Consider the following 23,560-nt stretch of genomic DNA (forward strand, 5'->3'; position numbering starts at 1 on the left):
CCTCAGCCGGGCAGCCGGACGCTCGTGAACTCGGTCGGTACGCCGTTGCCGATGGAGTCGAGCCGGCCGTTGACGAAGTCGTCGGAATCGACCCAGACGGTGTAGCCCCACGGGTTGTAGACCTGGAGCTTGTCGCCCTCGTGGCCGATGATCAGCATCTGGTGCCCGCCGCTGTCGTCGTGGCTGGAGAAGGGTACGGCGTGCCCCTCGTCCACCGCCCGCTCGATCTCCGGCAGCACCGCACGGCGTTCGTCGCTGTTGTCCACGTCCCGGTTCTCGTAGTCCGCACCGGTGCGCACACCGATCTCCTGGTCGGCGATGGTCTCCGACTGGTCGTTCGTCATCCCGTCGCTGCCCAGCACCGGCAGGTCCTGCACCCAGGAGCGCTCGCCGTCGTAGACCCGCACCTGCTCGTCGCGGAGCCGTTCGGCGAACGCGGCACCGTTGTCGTACGCCGGGTCGCCCGGATGGCCACCGGTGGTGAGCTGCAGGGCGTAGAGCGGGTCCACCGCGGCCCGGGCGGTGACCGTGGAGGAGGCGACACATGTCGGGTACTGCCCCTGTGTCCACTCCGTGCCGTCGAACGTGGTGGGCTGCTGCCCGCCCATCGGGCCGCCCGCGCCCAGCGGGTTGAGGTGCTCCCGCAGCCAGGCCGGGTCGTCACCGTACGGGCCGATCAGCCGGTTGAACTCGGTGATCCGGTCGATGTCGTAGCCGGCGGCCAGGGCACGCATCAGGTAGGCCCGGTGCTCCGGGCTGCCGGCCGAGCCGAGCAGCTGCTCCATCCGGGCCCGGTCCGCCTCGCTCATCCCGGCCAGCCGGTCGGCCGCCCGGTCCGCCATCGCGGCGGAGAGGATGGCCGTGTCGACACTGTCGCCGGTGCTGCCGGCGTCGGTCAGCAGCAGCTCGTCCAGGGCGGACAGCGGGGAGTCGGCCAGCCGCTGCAACCGGGCCTGCGACGCGAGGTCGTGGAAGGTGCTGCTCGCATCCCGGGACGCCTCCGCGACGGCACTGTGCGCCGCGACCCGTTCCGCCATCCCGCCCTTGGCCAGCTGGTGTGCCCGGTGCATCGTGTCGCCGTCGTAGTTGAGCGGGTCGACGAAGGGGCCGGCGGTGATCTCCTCGGTCAGCTCGTACGCCTCGCGCAGCGGGGCCAGCGCGGCGGTGTCCCGCGACTTGCCGGCCTCGATGGCGTCGGCGAGTCCGCGTAGTCCCTGGGCGACCTTGCCGAGCACCTCGACGCCGCGTTCCAGTCCGCGCTCGGCGGCGGCCAGCGCGTCCCCGGCCGCGACCTGGGTGTCGCCGGCCCAGATCGTCGGCAGCGTCGTGCGCCGCAGCCGGCCGACCGCCAGCAGGGCGGCGTCGAGGTGCTGCTCCGCCCTGGCGTGGTCGGCGGCGAGTTCGTCCAGCGTGGACGGTGTGCCGGCGGGTCCGGCGACCTGTAGGGCGTTCCGGATCGAGTAGTGCAGGGCGCCGGCGTTCCAGATGCCGTTCTGCTCCGCGACGTCGCGCTCGAGGTCCTTGAGCCGGGGCAGCGGCGTGTTGTCGTCGGCCGTCACCCTGCCCCGCCCATCCGGGTCCTGGCGTTCTCGTCGGAACGGTCGTAGTTGTCGGCCGCCTGCTCCATCGCCTCGGCGAGCTGGCGCAGCGCCTCGGCGAGGCAGCCCAGCTCGCTACGCCACGCCTTGGCGACGCTCTGGTAGCCGTCGTAGCTGCCGTACTGGTCGAAGGCGAAGCCCAGCACCGTGCGGCCCTCGGTGTTCCCGGTGGCCTGGACCGCCTCGCCGACCACGTCCGCCGCCTCGTCGCGGAGTTGTTTCGCCGCCGTCCGCAACGCGGCGGTGTCCACCCGTACCATCTGCCAGCCTTCCGTTACCTCTCAGTGCGCTTTAGTGAGCACACGGTTGGTTGGTAGTCCCGCCTTGCGGTGGGACGGTCCCGGTCTGACCGACTGGCGTCGTGCCGGGTTCACGCTTCACAGCCACCTGCCCGCGTGCGCGGGTCTTCTGGTCGGCTCCACATGCTGCCACCGGGCCACTCCCGGCGGTGTCGAGCTGCGCCGCGAGGGCGGCCAGGTTGAGCGCGGCGTTACGGTCCCGGTCGACGACCAGACCGCACGCCTCGCACTGATATTCACGCTCGGACAGGGCGAGTTTGGCTTTCACCGTGCCGCAGCCCGAGCAGGTTTTCGAGGACGGATACCAGCGGTCGGCCACGACCAGCCGGCCGCCGTTCCATTCGGTCTTGTCGGCCAACTGCCGGCGGATCTCGCCGAACCCGGCGTCGGCGATGTGTCGGGCCAGCCGTCGATTACGCAGCATGCAGATGATGTTGAGGTCCTCCACCACGACCGTGCCGTGCTCGCGCGCGATTCGGGTGGTGAGCTTCTGCAGACCGTCGCGGCGCAGGTTCGCCACCCGGGCGTGCGTGCGGCCGAGGCGGGCCGCCGCTCGCTCCCACCGCTTTGACGCCCGGCGGCCGGTACGTCGGTCCGGGCCGGTCTTACGCGACAGCGCCCGGCCGAGCGCCCGCATCCGCTGCTGGGCGGTCACGAGGTGACGCGGGTTGTCGATCAGTTCGCCGGTGGACAGCACGGCAAGGTGCTTGATCCCGACGTCCACACCGATCACCGATCGCGGCCGGGCCGGGGCGCGTTCGGCCCGGTCGACCTCGACGGTGAACGCCACGTGCCAGCGTCCGCCGTCACGCCGTGCGGTCGCGGACATGATCCGCGCCGTGCCCGGTTCGAGACGGCGGGCGAGCTTACGGGGGGATTCGTGCAGCTTCAACCGGCCCGGCCGAGGCAGCACGACGTGCATCCGGTCGGGTTCGACGCGGATCGCGCCGGTGGTGAACCGTACGCTGGGCGTGGTCCGTCGGCGGGATTTGAACCGGGGGAACCCGACCGGCCGACCGGCACGTTTCCCGGTGTGGGAATCGGCCCAGTTCTTCAACCCGCGCGCGAGGGCGTCGAGGCCGCTGTTGAACGCCTCCTTCGACACCTCGCCCCACCACGGCGCGACGTCGGGTTTCGCCTGGTTCCACGCCTTACGCAGACCGGCCAGCGACCAGGACAACGACGGCGTCAGCAATTCCTCGGGCACGCCGTAGGAGCGCTCTGCGGTCCGCTGGTCCATGACCGCCCTGACCCGAGCGAGAGCCCAGTTATGCGCGACGCGGGCAGCGCCGGCATGCGACAGAACATCACGTTCCTGGCTGGGAGTCAGGTCAAGGGCGAACCGGTACGCCTGGATCGTCTTCACGGCGGACCGCCTTCGGTAGCGGCCTCGACCGCGCGGCGGGCGCGGTTCGCGGCAGCGCGCCCGCCGTAGAGCCGAGCGCACAACAACGTCAGGATCTCCGTCACGTCGCGGACCAGGTCGTCATCGACCTCGGCCGGGTCGACCACGAGCAGACGTCGCCCCTGCGCAGACAGAGCAGCCACACCGTACTCGGCGCCGAACCGTGCGAACCGGTCGCGGTGCTCGACTACGATGGTCGACACCCGGGGGTCGCGGAGTAGGGCGAGGAACTTCTCGCGATGCCCGTTGAGCGCAGACCCGACCTCAGTTACCACACCGTCCACGCCAAGCTTCTGCCCGGTGGCCCACGCGGTGACCCGGGCGACCTGCCGGTCCAGGTCGGCCTTCTGATCGGCCGACGAAACCCGGGCGTACACCACCGTCTGCCCGGCCTCAGTCGACGGGCCGGCGACTGGCACCCCGACCATGATCAGGCGGCCAAGCCGATAGGCCGGAACGGGCAGTGTCCCGGACTCGTGGCGTCGACGTTCCGTCGCGTAGGAGATCCCGGTAGTCGCTGCCCATTCCTTCAAGTTCACGAAGACCACTACGGTCCACTACCGAACACTCTTGACCACCACCATGCCATCAGCTGCTAACCCTTGCCGTTGCCCGGCACCTTATTGGTTCGGGGCGAACCTCGGAGCCCCGTGGGTGGTGGCTGTGGACAACTCCGGTCTGCTCGACCTACTCGCCGGTCGTGCCGTCGAGGCGTTCGCGGATCAGGTCGGCGTGGCCGTTGTGCCGGGCGTACTCCTCGATCATGTGCAGGTAGACCCAGCGCAGGCTGACGTCGTTGCCGCGCGTGCTGACGAAGGTGTCGTCCAGACTGCGGCCGGCGACGGCCTGCCGGCCGAGTTCGACCTCCTGGGCGAAGACGGCGAGGTCGACGGCCGGGTCCGCGTCGGCGACCTCCTCCAGGTCACGGTCCGGCCGCTCCGGGGTGTAGTACAGCCACGGCACGTCGAGCTGGGCGAACTGCTGGCGGAACCAGTACCGCTCGTTGTCGGCGCAGTGCCGGACGAGGCCGAGCAGGGTCAGCCCGGAGGGCTCGACGCTGCGGGTGCGGAGCTGTTCGGCGGTCAGTCCGGCGCACTTGGTGAGCAGGGTCTGCCGGTGGAAGTCCAGCCAGCCTTCGAGCATGGTGCGCTCGTCGGCGACCACGGGTGCCCGGTGGCGGTCGACGTCGGGAGCGGTCCAGGTCATCGGCTGATCATCGCATGACCCGTCCGGTGGTCAGCCGGGTGGTGCGACGACCTTGCGGAGGCTGCGGAGGCAGAGGTCCAGCGCGCGGTGCTTGGAGACGGAGTTCTCCCGGGTGTGCTGCCAGGCGGCGTACAGCATGGACCAGAGGACCTGCTGGACCCAGGCCGGGTCGAGGGCGGGATCGAGGGTGCCCTCGGCGTGCCCGCGCCGGACCAGCCGGAGCAGTGTCCGGTCCGCCTCGCTGCACTCCTCCCAGGTCGGGGTGTTCACGAGTTCCGGCTGGGAGAAGACGCACATCAGGATGTCGCCGAGTTCGAAGAACTCCTGGCACATCCGTTCCAGGGCGTCCGGGGCGGGGCCCCGCTCGGGTTCGGCCCGCTCGGCGGCCGCGTCGATCCGGGCCAGTACGTCCGTGCTGAGCGCGGTGAGCAGGTCGGCGCGTTCCGGGAAGTAGCGGTGCAGGGTGGTCCGGCCCACCCCGGCCGCGTCCGCGACGTCGCCGAGGGAGGCGGTGCTGTGCTGCGCCAGGACCGTGATCGCGGCGTCGAGGATCGCCCGCCGGGTGCGTGCCCGGACCCGGCTCTCGGCGTCGGTGCTCTGGTCCGCCATGCCGAGGAGTTTAGACAGGGTGCCTCCCTTCTTGAATACTGGTTGCCTCTACTGGAACAGTCATGCTCCACTAATGAGCATGACTGTTGCGGAAGAGACCGGCAGTGATCAACTCGCCTGGGCGAGACTTCGGATCCTCTGGTCGTTCGCGCGACCACACCTCGGCAAACTCCTCCTCGGCCTGCTGCTGGCCCTGGTCGGTTCGGCGACCGGACTGGCGTCGCCGATGGTCACCAAGTGGGTGCTCGACTCGCTCGGCGGCGCGACGTCACTTGCCGGGCCGGTGACCGCGCTGGCCGTCCTGCTCGTGGTCGGCAGCGTGATCTGGCTCTGGCAGTGGATCCTGCTCGGCACGCTGGGCCAGCGGATCGTGCTGGACGCCCGCGGGTCGATCGTCCGCCGGCTGTTCCGGGCCACCGTGCCGGAGGTGACCCGCCGGCCGATCGGCGAACTGGTCGCCCGGGTCACCTCGGACACCGTACTGCTGCACCAGGCCGCCTCCGGAAGCCTGATCGGTCTGATCAACGGTGTGGTGATGATGGCCGGGACCCTGGTCCTGATGGGCGTGCTCGACCTGGTGCTGCTCGGCACCACCGTCGGGGCGGTGGTGGTGGTCGCGATCCTCTTCGGCCTGCTGATGCCGGGGATCGCCAAGGCGCACGAGCGGGCACAGGAGCACCTGGGCCGGCTCGGCGGCCTGCTGGAGGGGACGCTGCGGGCGGTCCGGACCGTGAAGGCGAGCCGGGCCGAGGAGCGGCAGTCCACCCGGATCCTGGCCGAGGCGGGCGAGGTGGCCAGGTTCAGCGTCGGGGCCGCCCGGCGGGAGGCGACCGCCTGGACGATCGTCTGGTCCGGCATCCAACTGGCGATCATCATGATCCTCGGCATCGGGGCCTGGCGGGTCGACTCCGGCCACCTGGAGGTCTCCAGCCTGATCGCCTTCCTGCTCTACGCGTTCGGCCTGCTCGGCCCGATCACCGACGTCAGCCAGAACGTCACCGCGTTGCAGTCCGGGATCGCGGCGGCCGGCCGGATCCGCCAGGTCGACGCGATCGAGGTGGAGGCGCCGGCGCCCGGACCCGCCCGCCCCCGCACCGGGGACTCCCCGACAGACCCCGACGCCCCGGCCGGCCCTGCCTCCCCGGCCGATCCCGACAGCCCGGTACTCGAACTGCGCGCCGTCACCGCCCGGTACGGGCCGGACGCCGCACCGGCGGTGCACGGCATCGACCTGGCCGTACCGCGCCGCGGGCACACCGCGATCGTCGGGCCCTCCGGCGCCGGGAAGACCACCCTCTTCTCCCTGGTGCTGCGCTTCCTGGAACCGCAGGAGGGCGAGCTGCTGCTGGACGGCCGGCCGTACCGGGAGTACAGCCACGCGCAGGTGCGCCGCCGGCTCGCGTACGTCGAGCAGGAGACCCCGGTGGTGCCCGGGACCATCCGGGAGAACCTGCTCTTCACCCATCCGGACGCCGGCGAGGAGGAGGTTCGCCGGGTACTCGCCCAGGTCCGGCTGACCGGCAAGATCGACTCACTGCCCGACGGGCTGGACACCCCGCTCACCTCGTCGTCGGTCTCCGGCGGCGAACGGCAGCGGATCGCGCTGGCCCGGGCCATCCTGCGTACCCCGGACGTGCTGTTGCTGGACGAGGCGACCGCGCAGATCGACGGGCTGACCGAGGCGGCCGTGCACGACGTCATCCAGGCCCGGGCCGCCGAGGCGGCGGTGGTCACCGTGGCACACCGGCTCTCCACCGTGATCGACGCGGACACCATCGTGGTGATGGAGGGCGGCCGGATCCGGGCCCGGGGCAGCCACGCCGAACTGCTGGCCGGCGACGAGCTCTACCGGGAACTCGTCGAGGCACTGCGGATCGCCGCCGACGCCGGCCAGCCGCCCCGACCGGCGGCACTGGCCGCACCGGTCACCGGCTGAACAGGGCAGCGCGGCTGGCGGCCCGCACCCGACGCCGGGCTCGGCAGCGGGTGCGGGCGGCGGCCGGTGGGTCGACGGGGTTCGGCGTGGCCGAGGGCGAGCGGCGCCCGGCGGGCGTGGACGGGCGGCGGGCGTGGGCGGGCGGCGGGCGTGGGCGGGCGGCGGGCGTGGGCGGGCGGCGGTCAGCCGGTGAGGCTGCGCCGGGCGACCGTGCGCAGGCTGCCGTTCGGCGCGGTGCCCTCGATCGTCACCTCGGCGGCGCGTCCCGCGTGCCGCAGCGTGCTTATCGCGTTGCCGAAGTACGGGCCGTCCAGCTTGCGCCAGCGCACCGGCGGGTGGTGCACCCCCGCCGAGCGGGCCAGCAGCCGGGCCGCCACCGACGGGCCGTGCCACCAGCCGAGCCGGAGCAGCGGGCGCATCGGCCCGGGGATCTGGTTGTGGATCGGCGAACAGGTCAACTGGTGCACCGGCGTGGTGGCCGGCCCGCCGGGAAACCTGGCCCGCGCGACGTACGAGTGGTGCACGTCACCGGAGAGCACGCTTATCGACGCCGGTGGCGGATACGCCGGACCGGCGCCCACCCGGTCGCCCGGCTGCCCCGCAGGCCCGCTGCCGAGCCGGACGAAGACCTGGGCGAGGGCGTCGAACGATCGGCGGAACGCCGCCCAGTGTTCCAGGTCGAGCGCCCGGCGCAGCCGCTCGGCGAAGCCCGCCAGCAGCGGCCGGTCCGAGTCGGCGACCCGCTCGTTCCAGGACTCCAGGTGGTGGATTCCCGGCGGCAGCAGCCAGGGCAGCGACGAACCGACGACCAGGTGGTCGTACTCGCCGTGCACCTGGTCGGTGAACCAGGACCACTCGGTCGGCGGCAGCATCGCCCGGTGCCGCCGGTCCAGCACCCGGCTGCACCGGTTGTCCAGCACCACCACCCGGGTACGCCCGACGTCGAGCGAGTAGCTCCACTGGTAGCGGCCGGGCGGGCTGGCCTCGGCCGGGGACTTACCCTCGCCCAGCGCCGCGTCGTAGCCGCTCGCCTCCGCGTCGACCCGCGCGCCGAACTCGCGCAGTACCGAGCTGGCGTCCTCGGCGGCGACCACCTTCGCGTACACCGGGTCGGCGGCGATCTCGTCCGGTTCCAGGTTGCCGAGGTGCTGGTAGACCCAGTACGAGGCGAGTCCGCTGGCGATCCGCTCCGACCACCAGGACTCCTGGTGCGACTCGGTGCGCCACGGTGCCGAGGTGTTCCAGTCGTCGATGATCTCGTGGTCGTCGAAGATCATCACGCTCGGCACGCAGGAGAGCAGCCAACGGATTTCCGGATCCCGCCACGACTCCAGATAGAGCTTGGTGTACTCGTCGAAGCTGACCACCTGGTCGGCCGGGGCGTCGGGGGTGCGGTTGCGACGGCGGCGCAGCAGCTTGCGTACCGTCGGCGAGGTCTGGTCGGCGTAGACCTGGTCGCCGAGCAGCACCATCAGGTCCGGCCAATCGTCACCGCCGTCCGCCGCCCCGCCACCCTCGCCCGGTCGACCGGCCCGGACCGCCGCCATCAACCGCCGGGAGTACGCGTCCAGCGCGTCCGGCGGCAGCTTGCGGGCGGTGGCGTGCTGGGTGGTCTCCCGGCAGGAGCCGAAGATCAGCCGGGCGTCGGAGTCGCCGGCCGGACGGGTCCGGATCATGCTCGGCGGGAACTTCCCGTCCGGCTCCGGCCAGACCTGGTCGCCGTCCAGGAAGACCTGGTAGGGCGTGATCCTGCCGGGCTCCAGCCCGGCCACCACGACGAGTGCGTAGTGGTGGTCGAAGGCGCTGAAGGTGGCCGCCTCGCCGGCCGCGCCGTCCTCGGTGGTGACCCGGACCAGGGCCGGCCCGCTGGTCTCCACCCAGACGGTGGCCCTGGAGCCGACCACCCGGCGCAGGACCGGGCCGATCAGTAGCCGGGCGCTGGACATGGCGGACCTCCGAGCGGACGAGGGGTGGTGGAGCGAATCGTGCCGCCCCGCTGGTCAGGGGCACCAGCGGAGCTTCGCGGCGAGCCTACTCGGCGGTGACACCCCCGCGCAGGTGCGGCGGCTGCGCCGAGACGCCCGCCGTCTGACAGGATCGGCCGTATGGACAACCTCGTCGTCATGCTGGTCGTGGCCGGCGTGCTGGTGCTGCTCGCGGTGGGCCTGACGGTCGGGCTGGTGGTGACCCGCCGGGGCGGTCGGGCCGCCCCGCCGTTGCCGCCGATCCCGCCCGCCCCGCCGGTCCCGCCGGTGCCCCCCAGCCCTCCGGTGCCGACGGACGTGCTGACCCCGCCCGCCGAGGCGCCACCGGCACCGACCGAGGTCGAGGCGCCGGTGGTGGTGGAGCGGCCGGAGCCGACCGCCGGCCGGCTGGTCCGGCTGCGGGCCCGGCTCTCCCGGTCACAGAACGTCTTCGGCAAGGGCCTGCTCAGCCTGCTCTCCCGGGACCACCTCGACGAGGAGGTCTGGGAGGAGATCGAGGATGCCCTGATCGGCGCCGACGTCGGGGTCGAGGCGACCCGGGAGATCGTCGACCGGTTGCGCGAGCGTACCGCCGTGCTCGGCACGCGAACCGCGACCGAGCTGCGGGCGCTGCTCGCCGCCGAGCTGGTGAACGTGCTCGACCCGACCCTGGACCGGTCGCTGCGGGCGACCCGGCACGGCGAGACCCCGGCGGTGCTGCTGGTGGTCGGGGTGAACGGTGCCGGCAAGACCACCACCTGCGGCAAGGTGGCCCGGGTGCTGATCGCCGACGGCCGTACGGTACTGCTCGGCGCCGCCGACACCTTCCGGGCCGCCGCCGCCGAGCAGCTCACCACCTGGGCCGGCCGGGTCGGTGCCGAGGTGGTCCGGGGTCCCGAGGGGGCGGACCCGGCAAGCGTCGCCTTCGACGCGGTGCAGCGCGGAATCGAGTCGTCCGTCGACACCGTGCTGATCGACACCGCCGGCCGGTTGCAGAACAAGATCGGCCTGATGGACGAGCTGGGCAAGATCAAGCGCGTGGTCTCCCGGCACGGCCCGGTGGACGAGACCCTGCTGGTGCTGGACGCCACCACCGGGCAGAACGGTCTGGAGCAGGCCCGGGTCTTCACCGAGGTGGTGGACGTCACCGGCGTGGTGCTGACCAAGCTCGACGGCACCGCCAAGGGCGGAATCGTGATCGCGGTGCAGCGCAAGCTCGGCATCCCGGTCAAGCTGGTCGGGCTCGGCGAGGGACCGGACGATCTCGCCCCCTTCGATCCGGCGCAGTTCGTCGACGCGCTCCTCGGCACCGAGCCGCTTGGCGTGGACGCGTAATCTCGGGGGACTGCCCCGCAAAACCCCGCCCGGTTGCCCCGGGCGGGTCCGGTGACGCTGGTCCAGCGCCGCTGCACAGGAGAGACGTACGTGACTTCGCAGGAGATCCCGCTGCACGGCGGGAACGTCAGCACCGTCGTCCGGGTGGGCGACACGGTCCGGCGCAACGCCGGCCCGTGGACCCCGTCGGTGCACGCCCTGCTCCGGCACCTGGAGTACGTCGGCTTCACCGGCTCGCCCCGGGCCCTCGGGATGGACTCGCGCAACCGCGAGGTGCTGTCGTACCTGGAGGGGGAGTGCGGGGAGTACCCGCTGGCCCCGCACTGGGTCACCGACGAGGCGCTGGTCACCGTCGCCACCATGCTGCGGATGTTCCACGACGCGCAGTACGGCTTCCAGCCGCCGCCGAACGCGGTCTGGCGGTCGTTCGGGCCGCCGCCGCCGGACACCGAGGTGATCTGCCACCACGACGCCGCCCCGCACAACGTGATCTGGCGGCCGGACGGCACCCTCGCACTGATCGACTTCGACCTCGCCTCGCCGGGTGCCCGGATCTACGACGTGGCGTACGCGGCCTGGACCTGGGTGCCGCTCTTCTCCGACCGGGACTCCTACACCCTGGGTTGGCAACGCCCGAACCGCCCGCGCCGGCTGCGGCTCTTCGCCGACGCGTACGGGCTGATCCCCCGGGACCGGCACCGGCTGGTCCGGACCATCCGCAAGCGGATCGTGGACCACGTGGAGGGGATCCGCCGGATGGCGGCGGCCGGCGACCCGGCGTTCGTCCGGATCGTGCACAAGGGCCACCTCCGGCGGCCGATGCGCGATCTGCGGCTGCTCGACTACGAACGGCACACCCTGGAGTACGCGCTCAGGTAGCCGTTGTCGCTTTCCGTACATCCATGCCGGGCTATTCGGCTGGTATGCCCCTGTCCGTTCCATCGATAGTGCGGACTTCTTCACACGTTGGAAACAACCCGTGACCCCTTGGAAACCAAGTGGGCACCACGCGTGAAACCTCCAGCCAGGAAGCTTCCGCGCAACCGGCGTACGGGCGATGCTGCCTTTCGTGGGCCGGGAAGGAGGGTAACCAACTTTAGGAGGCCAGCGTGCCTGAAGCACCGACGATCGACTCCGGCAACACCGTGTGGCTGCTGGTGTCGACGGCGCTCGTGTTGCTCATGACGCCCGGTCTGGCGCTGTTTTACGGCGGCCTGAACCGGTCCAAGGGCGTGCTCAACATGATGATGATGAGCTTCTCCGCCATCGGGCTCATCTCTGTTCTGTGGTGGTTCTACGGTTTCAGCGTGGCGTTCGGCACGGACGTGAACGGCTTCTGGGGCGACCCGGGCCAGTACCTCGGCACCAAGACCTTCCTCGCCGAGACCGACCTGTGGGGAGCGACCGCCGAGAACCCCAGCGGCATCGGCGTCCCGCTCTACGTCTTCATGGCGTTCCAGATGGTCTTCGCGGTGATCACCGTCGCGCTGATCAGCGGCGCCATCTCCGACCGGGCCAAGTTCGCCGGCTGGCTGCTGTTCGCGTTCGGCTGGGCGACCCTGGTCTACTTCCCCGTGGCGCACATGGTCTGGGGCGGTGGCCTGATCGGTGCCGGTGACGGGCACCTGAAGGCGCTCGACTTCGCGGGTGGCACGGCGGTGCACATCAACGCCGGTGCCGCCGCGCTCGGCCTGGTGCTGGTGCTGGGCAAGCGGCTCGGCTGGCCCAAGGAGGTCATGAAGCCGCACAACATCCCGCTGGTCGCCCTCGGTGCCGGTCTGCTGTGGTTCGGCTGGTTCGGGTTCAACGCCGGTTCCGAGCTGACCGTCGACTCGGTCGCCGGCCTGGCCTTCATCAACACCCAGCTCGCCACCGCCGCCGCAGTGCTCGGCTGGATAATCGTCGAGTGGATCAAGGGCGGTAAGCCGACCCTGGTCGGCGCCTCCTCCGGCGCCATCGCCGGCCTGGTGGCGATCACCCCGGCCTGTGGGTTCATCGCCCCCTGGGCGGCGGTACTCCTCGGCCTGGTCGCCGGCGGGGTCTGCGCGTTGGCGGTCAGCCTGAAGTACAAGCTCGGCTACGACGACTCCCTCGATGTGGTCGGCGTGCACTTCGTCGGCGGCTGGATCGGCTCGCTCTGGCTCGGCCTGTTTGCCACCAACAGCGTCAACGGCGCGATCACCGACGTGATCGGTGCGTCGGACGGACTCTTCTACGGTGGCGGCGCGACCCAGCTCGGTCGGCAGGCCCTGGCCGGCCTGATCGTCACCGTCTGGTCCTTCGCCGTCGCCGCGCTGCTGGCCTTCGTGATCCAGAAGACCATCGGCTTCCGGGTCTCCCAGGAGGCCGAGGTCGACAGCATCGACATCGCGGAGCACGCGGAGAGCGGGTACGACCTCTCCACGGCCTCCGGCAGCGGTGGCGGCGCGTTCGCCATGGCCGGAATCGGCACGCCGAACAGCAGCACCCCGGCGGCCGAGCCCGCCGCCCCGGTCAGCGAGAAGGTCGCCGGCTAACGTTTCTGCGATGGAGGGGTTGGATATGAAGCTGGTGACTGCGGTCATCAAGCCGTACCAGCTGGACGCGGTCAAGGAGGCGCTGCACGCCCTGGGCGTGGCCGGCCTGACCGTCAGCGAGGTCCAGGGGTACGGACGGCAGAAGGGCCACACCGAGGTGTACCGGGGTGCCGAGTACACGGTGGAGTTCCTGCCGAAGATCAGGGTCGAGGTGCTGACCGACGAGATCGACGTCGACAAGGTGGTCGACGCGGTGGTCACCGCCGCCCGTACCGGCAAGATCGGTGACGGGAAGGTCTGGGTGACCGGCGTCGAGGACGTCATCCGGGTCCGGACCGGCGAGCGCGGCCTCGACGCGCTCTAGGGAGATCATCACTGATGACCAGGGGACCCGTGCCGCTGACCACCGGTCAGGTCGATTCGAAGCCCCTGGTCATCCCCGGCATCGGCGCCGCCGCACGCGAGCAGCGTGCGGCGGCGCTCGACGCCTGGCTGACCGGGCTGCTCGCGGCCGGGCTGCGGGAGACCGCCGGCCGGCGCGGCGGGACGGACCCGACCGCGACCGACGGGGTGGCCCTGGTCGCGGTCGGTGGACTCGGCCGCCGGCAGTGCGCGCCCTGCGGCGACCTGGACCTGGTGCTGCTGCACGCCGGAGTGCCCGGGATGGAGGAATTGGCCGCCGCGCTCTGGTATCCGATCTGGGACGCCCGGCTCGGGTTGGACCACTCGGTGCGGACCATCCCCGAGGCGCTCTCCGTCGCGCACGACGACGTCAAGGTCGCCCTCGGCCTGCTCGACGCCCGGCACGTCGCCGGGGACCGCGAACTCTCCGCCCGGCTGGTCGGCGCCGCCGCCGACCAGTGGCGGCGGACCGCCGTACGCGCGCTGCCGGCGCTGCGCGAGGTCACCACGACCCGCTGGCAGGCCCACGGCGAACTGGCCTTCCTGCTGGAGGGCGACCTGAAGGAGGCGGCCGGCGGCCTGCGGGACGTCGCGCTGCTCCGGGCCATCGCCTTCGCCGGGATCAGCGACACGCTCCGCCCGGCGGTCCGGGCCGCGCATCTGCGGATGCTCGACACCCGGGACGCCCTGCACACCTCGGTCGGCCGCCGCGTCGACCGGCTGCTCGCCCAGGAGCGGGCCGCGGTCGCCGACCTGCTCGGTCTGCGCCCACCCCGGCGCGGTGACGGCCAGCGCGGCGTCGGCGATGGCCAGCGCGATGCCGGCGGCGGTCAGCACGGCGCCGGCGGCGGTCAGCACGGCGCCGGCGGCGGTCAGCACGCTGTTGTCGGCGGTCAGCGCGGCGCCGGTCCGCCCCGGCGCGGCGGCGCCGACGGTCCGCCCCGCCAACTGCTGCCCGAGGCGGCCGAACCGGTGGGCGGGACCGCCGAGCCCGGTGACGCGCTGCTGCGCCAGGTCGCCGGGGACGCCCGCACCATCAGCCACGCCCTGGACGACGCCTGGCGGGCCGCCGACCGGCTCCGCTCCGGGCGGCGCCGGGGCGCCGACGGCCGGCCGCTGCGCCGCCCGGTCGCCCGGGACGTCGTCGAGCAGGACGGCGAACTCGTACTCGCCCGGACCGCCATCGGAGCCCGCCCCGACCCGAGCCTGTCGCTGCGGGTCGCCGCCGCCGCGGCCAGCGCCCGGCTGCCGATCGCGCGGGCCACCTGCGAGTGGCTGGCCGCGTACTGCCCGCCGCTGCCGACACCGTGGCCGCCGGCCGCCCGGGCCGCCCTGATCACCCTGCTCGGCGCCGGTCCCGGCCTGGTCACCACCTGGGAAACCTGTGACCGGTACGGCCTGGTCGACGGCTGGCTGCCGGAGTGGCCCCGGATGCGCAGCCTGCCGCAGCACAATCCGGTGCACCGCTACACGCTGGACCGGCACCTGGTGCAGGCCGCCGCCGAGGCGACCGGGTACGCCCGCGAGGTCGACCGGCCCGACCTGCTGCTGCTCGCCGCCTTCCTGCACGACGTCGGCAAGGGGCTGGGCGGCGACCACAGCCAGGTCGGTGCGCCGATCGCGGCCCGGATCGCCGCCCGGATCGGACTGCCGCCGGCCGAGGTCGAACTGATCGAGAAGCTGGTCCGGCTGCACCTGCTGCTGCCCGAGGTGGCGACCCGGCGGGACCTCGCCGACCCGGTCACCATCGCCGGGGTGGCCGAGGCGGTGCAGGACAGCACGACGCTGAGCCTGCTGCACGCGCTGGCCCGGGCCGACGCGCGGGCGACCGGGCCGGCCGCCTGGTCGGACTGGAAGGCCCGGTTGATCGCCGAACTGGTCCGCCGGGTGCACACCCGGCTCGACACCGGCCAGCTTCCCGAGCCGCCGAACCCGGACCCGGCGCTGGTGGCGGGGCCGCTGCCGGCCGTACACCTGGAGGGGGACCGGGTGGCGGTGGCCGCGGCGGACCGGCGGGGCCTGCTCGCCGCGGTCGCCGGTTGCCTGGCCCTGCACCGGCTGGAGGTGCTGGCCGCCGACGCCTGCATGGTCGAGGAGACCGCCCTGGTGGAGTTTCTGGTGCAACCGCGCTACGGCACCCCGCCGGACCCGGTCGCGCTCGCCGCCGACCTGCGGCGGGCGGTGACCGGGGACGTCTCGGTGACCCAGCGGCTGCGCGGGCGCGCACTGGCGGCCCGGGGCGGCGGCTCGCCACCCCGGGTGGTCTGGCACCGGGCCGCCGCCACCGACGCCGTGGTGCTGGAGTTGCGCGCCGCCGACGCGGGCGGCCTGCTCTACCGGGTCACCAGCGCACTCGACGAGGCCGGTGCCCAGGTCCGGGCCGCCCGGATCTCCACCCTCGGCGGCGACGTGGTCGACGCCTTCTACCTGGTCGGAAGCTGGCCCGACGAGGCCGAGCGGGACCGGGTCGAGGCCGCGGTGCTGGCCGCCGCCGCAGGCTGACCCGCCCCGGCGGGCACGGCACGGCAGGCACCGAACGGCGGGCACGGAACGGCGGGCCGGTGCGGCTACGTCAGCGGACGTAGTCGCGGGGCCGCCTGCCGGGCGATGCCGGCGGGCCCGCCGGGCGGGATCGTCGGAGCCATGACGGAAACCCCATCCCATCCGGTCGAGACCATCGGCCTGAGCAGACGGTACGGCGAACTCGTCGCCGTCGACTCGCTCGACCTCACCGTGCGGGCCGGCGAGGTGTACGGCTTCCTCGGCCCGAACGGCGCCGGCAAGACCAGTACGCTGCGCATGCTGCTCGGCCTCGTCCGCCCCACCGCCGGCACCGTCCGGCTCTTCGGCCGGCCACCCGGCGCACCCGGTCAACTGGACCGGGTCGGCGCGCTGATCGAGGGACCGGCCTGCTACCCCTACCTCTCCGGCCGGGACAACCTGCGGGTGCTGGCCCGGTACGCCGGCGTTCCGCCGATCCGGATCCGCACCGTGCTCGAACTGGTCGACCTGACGGACCGGGCCGGTGACCGGTACGCCACCTACTCGCTCGGGATGAAGCAGCGGCTCGGGGTCGCCGCCGCGCTGCTGAAGGATCCCCGGCTGCTGATCCTCGACGAGCCGACCAACGGGCTGGACCCGGCCGGGATGGCCGACATGCGCGCGCTGGTCCGCCGACTGGCCTCGGGCGGCTGCACCGTGCTGCTCTCCAGCCATCTGCTCGGCGAGGTACAGCAGATCTGCGACCGGGTCGGCGTGGTGTCCCGAGGACGGCTGGTCACCGAGAGCACCGTCGCCGAGCTGCGCGGCACGGCCAGCCTGCGGGTGCTGGTCGACCCGCTCGGCGCCGCCGAGGAGCGCGCCCGGGTACTGCTCGGCCCGGACCGGGTCCGGGTGGTCGACGGCGGACTCGACCTGGCGGTCGAACCCGAACGGGCCGCCTGGCTGAACGCCGCGTTCGTCGAGGCCGGGCTGGCCGTACGCGAGCTGCGTCCCCGGGAACGCGATCTGGAGCAGGTGTTCTTCGAACTCACCGGCGGCACCGAGGCCGCCGGTGCCGACCGGACGACGAAGGAGATCGGACATGGCGTTCCGGCGACTGCCTGACGTACTCGCCGCCGAGCTGGTCAAGCTGGTCCGCCGGCCGGCGAACTGGCTGCTGCTGGCGGTGGCCCTGGTGCTCAGCCTGACCTTCACCTACCTGGTCCCGTACGCCGGATACGTCGACGGCGCCGAGCCGGCCGGCCCCGGCCCAGGTTCTGGTTCTGGCTCTGGCGGCCCGGTGGAGGCGGCCGGGGACGGGCTGACCGGACTGCTGCCGGCGGAGCTGGTCGGCAACTCGATCGGCGGCCTGGCGATCTTCCTCGGCGCGATCATGCTGATCCTCGGCGTGCTGACGGTCGGCGGCGAGTACGGCTGGGGCACCTGGAAGACCCTGTTCACCCAGGGCCCGCCCCGGCTGGTCGGGTACGCCGGCAAGCTCGGCACGCTGGCCGTGGCGACCCTGGTCACGGTGTTGGCGATCTTCGTCTCGGGTGCCGCCGCCAGCGCGGGAGTCGCCGGCATCGAGGGGCAGCCGGTGCACTGGCCGTCGCCGGGCGAGCTGGCGGTCGGCGTGGGCGCGGGCTGGCTGGTCGCGATGATGTGGGCGACCTTCGGGGTGCTGCTGGCCGTACTGCTGCGCGGGGTGGCGCTGCCGGTCGGGCTGGGACTGGTCTGGCTGCTGGCCGTGCAGAACCTGCTGGCCAGTCTCGCCGCGCCGCTGCTCGACTGGGTGGCGCAGGCGCAGAAGGGGCTGCCCGGACCGACGGCCGGTTCCCTGGTCGCCGCGCTCGGCGCCGGTCCCGGCACGCCCGGGGTCGAGCAGGTCGTCGGCGGCGGGCAGGCGGCCCTGACCGTCGCCGGCTACCTGGTCGGATTCGCGTTGCTGGCCGGTGCCGTGCTCCGTCGGCGTGACATCCTCTGAACCGATGACCCGGGAGGCGGAACCGATGACCTGGACGGGGCACCGATGACCCGGACGCGGCGCCGATGACCTCGACCGAGCCGACGGCGGGAGCCGGGCCGGGCGGGTGGGTCCGGCTGGCCGACGGCGCGCTGGCGGTCGGACTGCTCGCGATCACCGTTCCGGCGAGCACGGTGATCGGCCGGAACCTGCCCGGCGCGACCGAGGTGGACGGTTGGGGCTACCTGCTGATCGCGCTCGGCACGCTGAGCCTGGCGGTACGCCGTTACCGGCCGCTCGGCACGCTGGCGCTCTGCACCCTGGCGGTCTCGACGTACCTGGTGGTCGGCTACCCGTACGGGCCGATGCTGCTCAGCTATCTGGTCGCGGTCTACACGGTGGCGGCGCACCTGCCGGTACGTCCGGCGGCGGTCGGCACCGCCGTGTCCCTGGTGGTGCTGCTGGCCCACACGGTGCTGTCGGTCCGGGGCACCCCACAGGGGCTGGTCGGGCTCCTGCCCGGCTCGGCGTGGGCGGTCGTACCGTTCGCGGTCGGCGCCACCGTGCGGGTCAACCGGCAGTCCGCCGCGCAGGCCCGGGTCGAGCAGGCCCGGCGGATCGCCGACGACGAACGGCTCCGGATCGCCCAGGAGGTGCACGACGTTGTCGGGCACGGGCTCGCCGCGATCAACATGCAGGCCGAGATCGCCCTGCACCTGCTGTCGAAGCGGCCGGAGCAGGCGGAGACGGCGCTGACCGCGATCAGCCGGACCAGCCGGGAGGCGCTTGACGAACTGCGGGTGACCCTCTCGGTGGTCCGTCGGGACGCCGCGGTCGAACGGGCGCCGGTGCCCGGACTGGACCAGGTGGCGGCGCTTACCGACCGGCTGCGCAGGTCCGGGTTGCCGGTCACCCTGGAGATCGCCGGTGACCGCCGGCCGCTGGCGGTGGCGGTCGACCTGGCCGCGTACCGGGTGGTGCAGGAGGCGTTGACGAACGTGCTGCGGCACGCCGGTGCCGCCAGCGCGACGGTGCGGATCGGATACCTGCCGGCCGAGGTGACCGTCGAGGTGCTGGACACCGGGCACGGCGCTGCGGGGGCGGCCGGGCCGGGCGCCGGGCACGGGCTGACCGGAATGCGGGAGCGGCTCGATGCCCTCGGCGGCGCCCTGGAGGTCGGGCCGCGTCCCGGTGGCGGGTTCCGGATCTTCGCGCGGCTGCCCGCGCCGGCACGAGACTGATCGAGGACCGTCCGGGAGGACAGCGGGATGACCGGAGACAGCGGGACGACCGGGGAGAGCGGGATGACCGGGGACAGCGGGGCGACCGGGGAGAGCGGGGCGACCGGGGAGAGCGGAACGACGATCGGTGTGCTGATCGCGGACGACCAGGACCTGGTCCGGCTGGGCCTGCGGGCACTGGTGGAGAGTGAACCGGATCTGCGGGTGGTCGGTGAGGCGGCCGACGGGCTGGGCGCGCTGGCGGTGGCCCGGCGGGAACGACCCGACATCGTGCTGATGGACGTCCGGATGCCCGGCATCGACGGCATCGAGGCGACCCGGCGGATCGTGGCGGACCCGGAACTGGGCGGTACCCGGGTGGTGGTGCTGACCACCTTCGAACTCGACTCGTACGTCTTCGAGGCGCTCCGGCACGGTGCCAGCGGCTTCCTGACCAAGGACACCAAGCCGGTGGAACTGCTCCGGGCGATCCGGCTGGTTGCCGGTGGCGAGGCGCTGCTCTCCCCGTCGGTGACCCGTCGGGTGGTCCGGGAGTTCGCCACCCGGCCGTCCCGGGTGCTCCGCCCGCACCCTCGGCTGGACACCCTTACCGACCGGGAACGGCAGGTGGTCGGGCTGGTCGGCGAGGGACTGAGCAACGACGAGATCGGCGGGCGGCTGCTGGTCAGCCCGGCGACCGCGCGTACCCATGTCAGCCGGGCGATGGTCAAGCTGGGCGCCCGGGACCGGGCCCAACTGGTCGTGTACGCGTACCAGTCGGGTCTGGTCGAGCCCTGACCCGCCGGCACGGCCGCGACCGGCCGGCCCGGCTCCCCGGCCCGGCCGGTCGGGGATGTTCGCCCACGGCGCTGTCGAGTTGCCCCGGTTGTGCGCCCGCCAGGTGTCGACGGCCCGGTCGGAGTTCGTCGCCGGAGTGTCGAGCTGCCCCGGCTGTGCGTACGGGCCGGCGTCGGCGGCTCGGACGGGGTGGAGGCGCCGGAGGATGCGGGCGGCTACCCTTGCGGTGGCCGGGAACCCGTGTCTCGGCCCTGCCATGCTCGGGTAAATACGACAAACGGGATGCTGCGCCGTGTTTGACACTTTGAGTGACCGCCTGTCCGGGATCTTCACCAAGCTGCGCGGCAAGGGCCGGCTCACCGACGCCGACATCGACGCCACCGCCCGGGAGATCCGGCTGGCGCTGCTGGAGGCGGACGTCGCCCTGCCCGTGGTCAAGTCCTTCATCGCCAGCCTGAAGGAGCGGGCCCGGGGCGCCGAGGTGTCCCAGGCGCTCAACCCGGCCCAGCAGGTGATCAAGATCGTCCACGAGGAACTCGTCGCCGTGCTCGGCGGCGAGGGCCGCCGGTTGCAGTTCGCCAAGCAGCCGCCGACGGTGATCATGCTCGCCGGTCTCCAGGGTTCGGGTAAGACGACCCTGGCCGGCAAGCTGGCCGGCTGGCTGAAGGGGCAGGGACACCAGCCGATGCTTGTCGCCGCCGACCTCCAGCGGCCGAACGCGGTCAACCAGTTGCAGGTGCTCGGCGGCCGGGCCGGGGTCGAGGTCTTCGCGCCGGAACCGGGCAACGGGGTCGGCGACCCGGTCCAGGTCGCCAAGGCGTCGCTGGAGCACGCCCGGCGGGCCGCCCGGGACATCGTCATCGTGGACACCGCCGGCCGGCTCGGCATCGACGCCGAGATGATGGCGCAGGCCGCCGCGATCCGCGACGCGGTCGACCCGGACGAGGTCATCTTCGTGATCGACGCGATGGTCGGTCAGGACGCGGTACGCACCGCCGAGGCGTTCCGGGACGGTGTCGGGATCACCGGCGTGGTCCTGTCGAAGCTCGACGGTGACGCCCGCGGCGGTGCGGCGCTCTCGGTACGCCAGGTCACCGGCCAGCCGATCCTCTTCGCCTCCACCGGCGAGAAGCTGGCCGACTTCGACGTCTTCCACCCGGACCGGATGGCCAGCCGGATCCTCGGCATGGGCGACGTATTGACCCTGATCGAGCAGGCCGAGCAGGCCTTCGACGCCGATCAGAAAGAGAAGATGACCGCCAAGCTGATGGGCGGCGAGCAGTTCACCCTGGAGGACTTCCTCGACCAGCTCATCGCGGTACGCCGGATGGGTCCGATCGCCAACGTCCTGGCCATGATGCCCGGGATGGGGCAGATGAAGGACCAGCTGGCCGAGGTCGACGACAAGCACTTCGACAAGGTCACCGCGATCATCCGGTCGATGACCCCCGGCGAGCGGACCAATCCGAAGATCATCAACGGCTCGCGGCGGGCCCGGATCGCCAACGGCTCCGGGGTCACCGTGATGGACGTCAACCAACTGCTCAACCGCTTCGCCGACGCGCAGAAGATGATGAAGCAGATGGGCGGCATGATGGGCCTGCCCGGCGGCCGGCGCAAGGCGACCAAGTCGCCGAAGAACAAGCGCAAGGGCACCAAGGGCGGCGGCCGGCCCCGGGTCGGCGGTCCGGCCGGCGGCTTCCCGGGCGGCATGCCGCAGTTGCCGCCGGGGCTGGACCCGAACGCGCTGCCGGGCGGCGGCCAGGGCCTGCCGCCCGGCTTTAAGCTGCCGAAACTGGACTTCAACAAGCTCGGCAAGCGCCCGAACGACAAGTGACGGCACGACTGGCGGCCGGCCGACCCGGACGCCAGCGGCGACGGACACGCTGTCCGTCGTTCGGGACAGTGGGCGATAGCCTGACCGCGTAGGGTGACGGCGTCACCGGGAAGGAGTGGTCATGACCGCGGCGCCGATGCTGCCGGAGCGGCAGGAGTGGACGGTTGACGACCTCGGCGAGCTGCCGAAGGACCTTCCGTACGAACTGATCAACGGAAGGTTGATCGTGCCGTCCCCCACCCACCTGCACCAGGACCTCTGTGTCGAAATCCTGCTCGCACTACGGGCCAACTGCCCGCCGGAGTATGTGGTCAGCATCGATCTGTCCATGCGGGTCGACCGGCGCAACGAGCCCCGGCCCGACGTGGTGGCACTGCGCCCGGAGCACGTCACCCGCAGCCCGGTCCCGGTGCGGGACGCCGTCCTCGCGGTCGAGGTCATCCCGCCCGACTCCACCTTCCGGGACATGTACGACAAGGCCCGGGTCTACGGCCACGCCGGGGTGCCGACCTACTGGGTGGTCGACCCGCTGCACGAGCGGATGACCCTCACCGAGTTCGTGCTCGGCCCGACCGGCGAGTACGAGCCGGCCGCGCACACCGACGACGTCTTCACCACCGAGCGGCCGTGGAAGGTCACCGTCGACCTGCCGGCCCTGACCAGCCGTTGGGCCGGGCTGCGGGACCGCGCCGAGCGGTGATCCCCGGCGGGCCGTGCCGGGGCGCCGGCGGTGCGCCGGGCTTCCATCGGGTAGGAATGTGCGCATGGCGCTGCACGTACGAGGGGTCGTGCTCCCGGACGACGAGGTCCGCGACCTGTGGCTGGTCGGTGACCGGGTGACCTTCACCCCGGTGCCCGGTGCGGTGACGGTGGCCGACCGCGGTTTCGTGCTCCCCGGCCTCGTCGACGCGCACTGTCACCCGGGGATCGCCCCGGGGTCGGTGCCGATCACCTCACTGGACCAGGCCCGGGAACTCGCCCGGATCGACCGGGACGCCGGGGTGCTGGCGATCCGGGACGCCGGCTCGCCGTTCGCGTACCCGGAGCTGGAGGACGAGCCGGACCTGCCCCGGCTGGCCCGCGCGGGCCGGCACGTCGCGCCGCCGAGGCGCTACCTGCGGGGCATCGCGGTCGAGGTCGAGCCGGCCGAGGTGCCGGCGGCGGTGACCGAGCAGGCCCGCGCCGGCAACGGCTGGGTCAAGCTGGTCGGCGACTGGATCGACCGGGAGGTCGGCGACCTGGCGCCGTCCTGGGACGCGGAGACCGTGGCCGCCGCGGTGGCCGCCGCGCACGCCGCCGGGGCGCGGGCCGCGGTGCACACCTTCTCCGAGGTCGGGGTCGAGCTGATGGTCCGGGCCGGGGTCGACTCGGTCGAACACGGCACCGGGCTCAGTCCGGACCTGGTCGACGAGATGGCCCGGCGGGGCACCGCACTGGTGCCCACGATGATCAACATCGCCACCTTCGGCGACATCGCCGAGCGGGCCGCCGCGAAGTTCCCCGGATACGCCAAACACATGCTCGCGCTCCGCGACAACTTCCCGGCGGTGGTCGGGGCGGCGTACGAGGCCGGCGTGCCGATCTACGTCGGCACCGACGCGGGCGGCGGGATCGACCACGGGCTGGCCGCCGAGGAGATGCTGCTGCTGCACGAGCGGGCCGGGATGTCCCCGGTCGACGTGCTGGCCGCCGCCTCCTGGCGGGCCCGGGACTGGCTCGGCTTCCCCGGCCTGGTCGAGGGCGGCCTCGCCGACCTGGTGGTCTATCCCACCGACCCGCGCACCGACCTGCGCGTGGTGCGCGCACCGGAGCGGATCGTGCTGCGCGGCCGGCTGCTGCGCTGATCCAGCCTCACCGGCCCGGGGTCTACGGCGACGGCACCGTCGACGGACTACGCCGCAGCGAGGGCCTTCCTGCGACAGGGCGAGGAGAAGGGGCCCTTCCCTCCGCGCCTGGGTCGGGCGCGTCGGCTCCGGCGACGGCGCATAGGA

The 23,560-nt window shown here is 72.7% G+C and carries 19 protein-coding genes and 2 pseudogenes; 14 read left to right on the top strand and 7 right to left on the bottom strand.

Annotated elements, in window-relative coordinates:
• Window positions 1-2 precede the first annotated feature (2 nt).
• The 6 genes from ACN28A_RS22980 to ACN28A_RS23005 form a co-directional block, all read right to left on the bottom strand.
• Window positions 3-1,559 carry a hypothetical protein gene (locus ACN28A_RS22980; RefSeq protein WP_421397875.1) on the bottom strand — a complete coding sequence of 519 codons (1,557 nt, stop codon included), beginning with the start codon at window positions 1,557-1,559 and terminating at the stop codon, window positions 3-5.
• Complete coding sequence (locus tag ACN28A_RS22985) at window positions 1,556-1,858, bottom strand: WXG100 family type VII secretion target (protein WP_421397877.1); 303 nt, start codon at window positions 1,856-1,858, stop codon at window positions 1,556-1,558. The genes ACN28A_RS22980 and ACN28A_RS22985 overlap by 4 nt, the downstream gene beginning before the upstream one ends.
• A 31-nt stretch (window positions 1,859-1,889) precedes the next feature.
• Window positions 1,890-3,263 carry an IS607 family element RNA-guided endonuclease TnpB gene (gene tnpB, locus ACN28A_RS22990; protein ID WP_421397878.1) on the bottom strand — a complete coding sequence of 458 codons (1,374 nt, stop codon included), beginning with the start codon at window positions 3,261-3,263 and terminating at the stop codon, window positions 1,890-1,892.
• A complete protein-coding gene (locus ACN28A_RS22995; protein WP_421404593.1) occupies window positions 3,260-3,841 on the bottom strand; it encodes an IS607 family transposase in 582 nt (193 codons plus the stop codon). The genes tnpB and ACN28A_RS22995 overlap by 4 nt, the downstream gene beginning before the upstream one ends.
• A 148-nt stretch (window positions 3,842-3,989) precedes the next feature.
• Window positions 3,990-4,508, bottom strand: a complete 519-nt coding sequence (locus tag ACN28A_RS23000) for a DinB family protein (protein WP_421397881.1) — start codon at window positions 4,506-4,508, stop codon at window positions 3,990-3,992.
• Between the two features lie 30 nt (window positions 4,509-4,538).
• Entirely contained in the window at window positions 4,539-5,117 is a 579-nt protein-coding gene (locus ACN28A_RS23005) for a TetR/AcrR family transcriptional regulator (protein ID WP_421397884.1), read from the bottom strand.
• Between the two features lie 79 nt (window positions 5,118-5,196).
• On the opposite strand from ACN28A_RS23005, the gene ACN28A_RS23010 reads away from it, so the two are divergent.
• Entirely contained in the window at window positions 5,197-7,053 is a 1,857-nt protein-coding gene (locus tag ACN28A_RS23010) for an ABC transporter ATP-binding protein (RefSeq protein ID WP_421397887.1), read from the top strand.
• 182 nt (window positions 7,054-7,235) lie between these two features.
• Here ACN28A_RS23010 and ACN28A_RS23015 read toward each other — a convergent pair whose 3' ends face one another.
• The gene (locus tag ACN28A_RS23015; protein ID WP_421397889.1) at window positions 7,236-8,999 is read right to left on the bottom strand and encodes an alkaline phosphatase D family protein; all 1,764 of its coding nucleotides are present in this window, start codon (window positions 8,997-8,999) and stop codon (window positions 7,236-7,238) included.
• Between the two features lie 159 nt (window positions 9,000-9,158).
• On the opposite strand from ACN28A_RS23015, the gene ftsY reads away from it, so the two are divergent.
• The 13 genes and pseudogenes from ftsY (at window position 9,159) to ACN28A_RS23080 (ending at window position 23,413) form a co-directional block, all read left to right on the top strand.
• Window positions 9,159-10,352, top strand: a complete 1,194-nt coding sequence (ftsY, locus tag ACN28A_RS23020) for a signal recognition particle-docking protein FtsY (protein WP_421397892.1) — start codon at window positions 9,159-9,161, stop codon at window positions 10,350-10,352.
• A 51-nt stretch (window positions 10,353-10,403) separates the two neighbouring features.
• Complete coding sequence (locus ACN28A_RS23025) at window positions 10,404-11,231, top strand: aminoglycoside phosphotransferase family protein (RefSeq protein WP_421397894.1); 828 nt, start codon at window positions 10,404-10,406, stop codon at window positions 11,229-11,231.
• Between the two features lie 230 nt (window positions 11,232-11,461).
• Window positions 11,462-12,868, top strand: coding sequence for an ammonium transporter (locus ACN28A_RS23030; protein WP_421397897.1), 1,407 nt, complete (start codon window positions 11,462-11,464; stop codon window positions 12,866-12,868).
• A gap of 25 nt (window positions 12,869-12,893) precedes the next feature.
• Window positions 12,894-13,232 carry a P-II family nitrogen regulator gene (locus ACN28A_RS23035; RefSeq protein WP_196205300.1) on the top strand — a complete coding sequence of 113 codons (339 nt, stop codon included), beginning with the start codon at window positions 12,894-12,896 and terminating at the stop codon, window positions 13,230-13,232.
• 14 nt (window positions 13,233-13,246) lie between these two features.
• Window positions 13,247-14,044, top strand: a pseudogene (locus ACN28A_RS23040) ([protein-PII] uridylyltransferase); the annotation flags it as partial.
• Between the two features lie 186 nt (window positions 14,045-14,230).
• Window positions 14,231-15,772 (top strand): annotated as a pseudogene (locus ACN28A_RS23045) ([protein-PII] uridylyltransferase); the annotation flags it as partial.
• 141 nt (window positions 15,773-15,913) lie between these two features.
• Window positions 15,914-16,876, top strand: a complete 963-nt coding sequence (locus ACN28A_RS23050) for an ABC transporter ATP-binding protein (RefSeq protein WP_421397900.1) — start codon at window positions 15,914-15,916, stop codon at window positions 16,874-16,876.
• Window positions 16,854-17,735: an ABC transporter permease gene (locus tag ACN28A_RS23055; RefSeq protein WP_421397903.1), complete on the top strand. Its 882-nt coding sequence runs from the start codon at window positions 16,854-16,856 to the stop codon at window positions 17,733-17,735. The genes ACN28A_RS23050 and ACN28A_RS23055 overlap by 23 nt, the downstream gene beginning before the upstream one ends.
• Before the next feature lie 65 nt (window positions 17,736-17,800).
• Window positions 17,801-18,955 carry a sensor histidine kinase gene (locus ACN28A_RS23060; protein WP_421397906.1) on the top strand — a complete coding sequence of 385 codons (1,155 nt, stop codon included), beginning with the start codon at window positions 17,801-17,803 and terminating at the stop codon, window positions 18,953-18,955.
• A gap of 63 nt (window positions 18,956-19,018) precedes the next feature.
• Window positions 19,019-19,732 (top strand): response regulator, encoded by a 714-nt coding sequence (locus ACN28A_RS23065; RefSeq protein ID WP_421404595.1) that lies wholly within the window; start codon window positions 19,019-19,021, stop codon window positions 19,730-19,732.
• A 292-nt stretch (window positions 19,733-20,024) separates the two neighbouring features.
• A complete protein-coding gene (gene ffh, locus ACN28A_RS23070; RefSeq protein ID WP_421397908.1) occupies window positions 20,025-21,569 on the top strand; it encodes a signal recognition particle protein in 1,545 nt (514 codons plus the stop codon).
• Window positions 21,570-21,690: 121 nt separating this feature from the next.
• Entirely contained in the window at window positions 21,691-22,269 is a 579-nt protein-coding gene (locus ACN28A_RS23075; RefSeq protein WP_421397911.1) for a Uma2 family endonuclease, read from the top strand.
• A 64-nt stretch (window positions 22,270-22,333) separates the two neighbouring features.
• A complete protein-coding gene (locus tag ACN28A_RS23080) occupies window positions 22,334-23,413 on the top strand; it encodes an amidohydrolase family protein (protein ID WP_421397914.1) in 1,080 nt (359 codons plus the stop codon).
• The last annotated feature ends 147 nt before the right edge of the window (window positions 23,414-23,560 follow it).

It is taken from the genome of Plantactinospora sp. WMMB782, assembly GCF_049179135.1.
Classification (GTDB): domain Bacteria; phylum Actinomycetota; class Actinomycetes; order Mycobacteriales; family Micromonosporaceae; genus Plantactinospora.

What these genes read in the sequence shown, in the direction of transcription:
- ACN28A_RS22985 (WP_421397877.1), bottom strand. Translation starts at nt 1,858, where the DNA reads ATGGTACGGGTGGACACCGCCGCGTTGCGGACGGCGGCGAAACAACTC.
- ACN28A_RS23000 (WP_421397881.1), bottom strand. Translation starts at nt 4,508, where the DNA reads ATGACCTGGACCGCTCCCGACGTCGACCGCCACCGGGCACCCGTGGTC.
- ACN28A_RS23005 (WP_421397884.1), bottom strand. Translation starts at nt 5,117, where the DNA reads ATGGCGGACCAGAGCACCGACGCCGAGAGCCGGGTCCGGGCACGCACC.
- ACN28A_RS23010 (WP_421397887.1), top strand. Translation starts at nt 5,197, where the DNA reads ATGACTGTTGCGGAAGAGACCGGCAGTGATCAACTCGCCTGGGCGAGA.
- ACN28A_RS23015 (WP_421397889.1), bottom strand. Translation starts at nt 8,999, where the DNA reads ATGTCCAGCGCCCGGCTACTGATCGGCCCGGTCCTGCGCCGGGTGGTC.
- ftsY (WP_421397892.1), top strand. Translation starts at nt 9,159, where the DNA reads ATGGACAACCTCGTCGTCATGCTGGTCGTGGCCGGCGTGCTGGTGCTG.
- ACN28A_RS23035 (WP_196205300.1), top strand. Translation starts at nt 12,894, where the DNA reads ATGAAGCTGGTGACTGCGGTCATCAAGCCGTACCAGCTGGACGCGGTC.
- ACN28A_RS23050 (WP_421397900.1), top strand. Translation starts at nt 15,914, where the DNA reads ATGACGGAAACCCCATCCCATCCGGTCGAGACCATCGGCCTGAGCAGA.
- ACN28A_RS23055 (WP_421397903.1), top strand. Translation starts at nt 16,854, where the DNA reads ATGGCGTTCCGGCGACTGCCTGACGTACTCGCCGCCGAGCTGGTCAAG.
- ACN28A_RS23060 (WP_421397906.1), top strand. Translation starts at nt 17,801, where the DNA reads ATGACCTCGACCGAGCCGACGGCGGGAGCCGGGCCGGGCGGGTGGGTC.
- ACN28A_RS23065 (WP_421404595.1), top strand. Translation starts at nt 19,019, where the DNA reads ATGACCGGGGACAGCGGGGCGACCGGGGAGAGCGGGGCGACCGGGGAG.
- ACN28A_RS23075 (WP_421397911.1), top strand. Translation starts at nt 21,691, where the DNA reads ATGACCGCGGCGCCGATGCTGCCGGAGCGGCAGGAGTGGACGGTTGAC.
- ACN28A_RS23080 (WP_421397914.1), top strand. Translation starts at nt 22,334, where the DNA reads ATGGCGCTGCACGTACGAGGGGTCGTGCTCCCGGACGACGAGGTCCGC.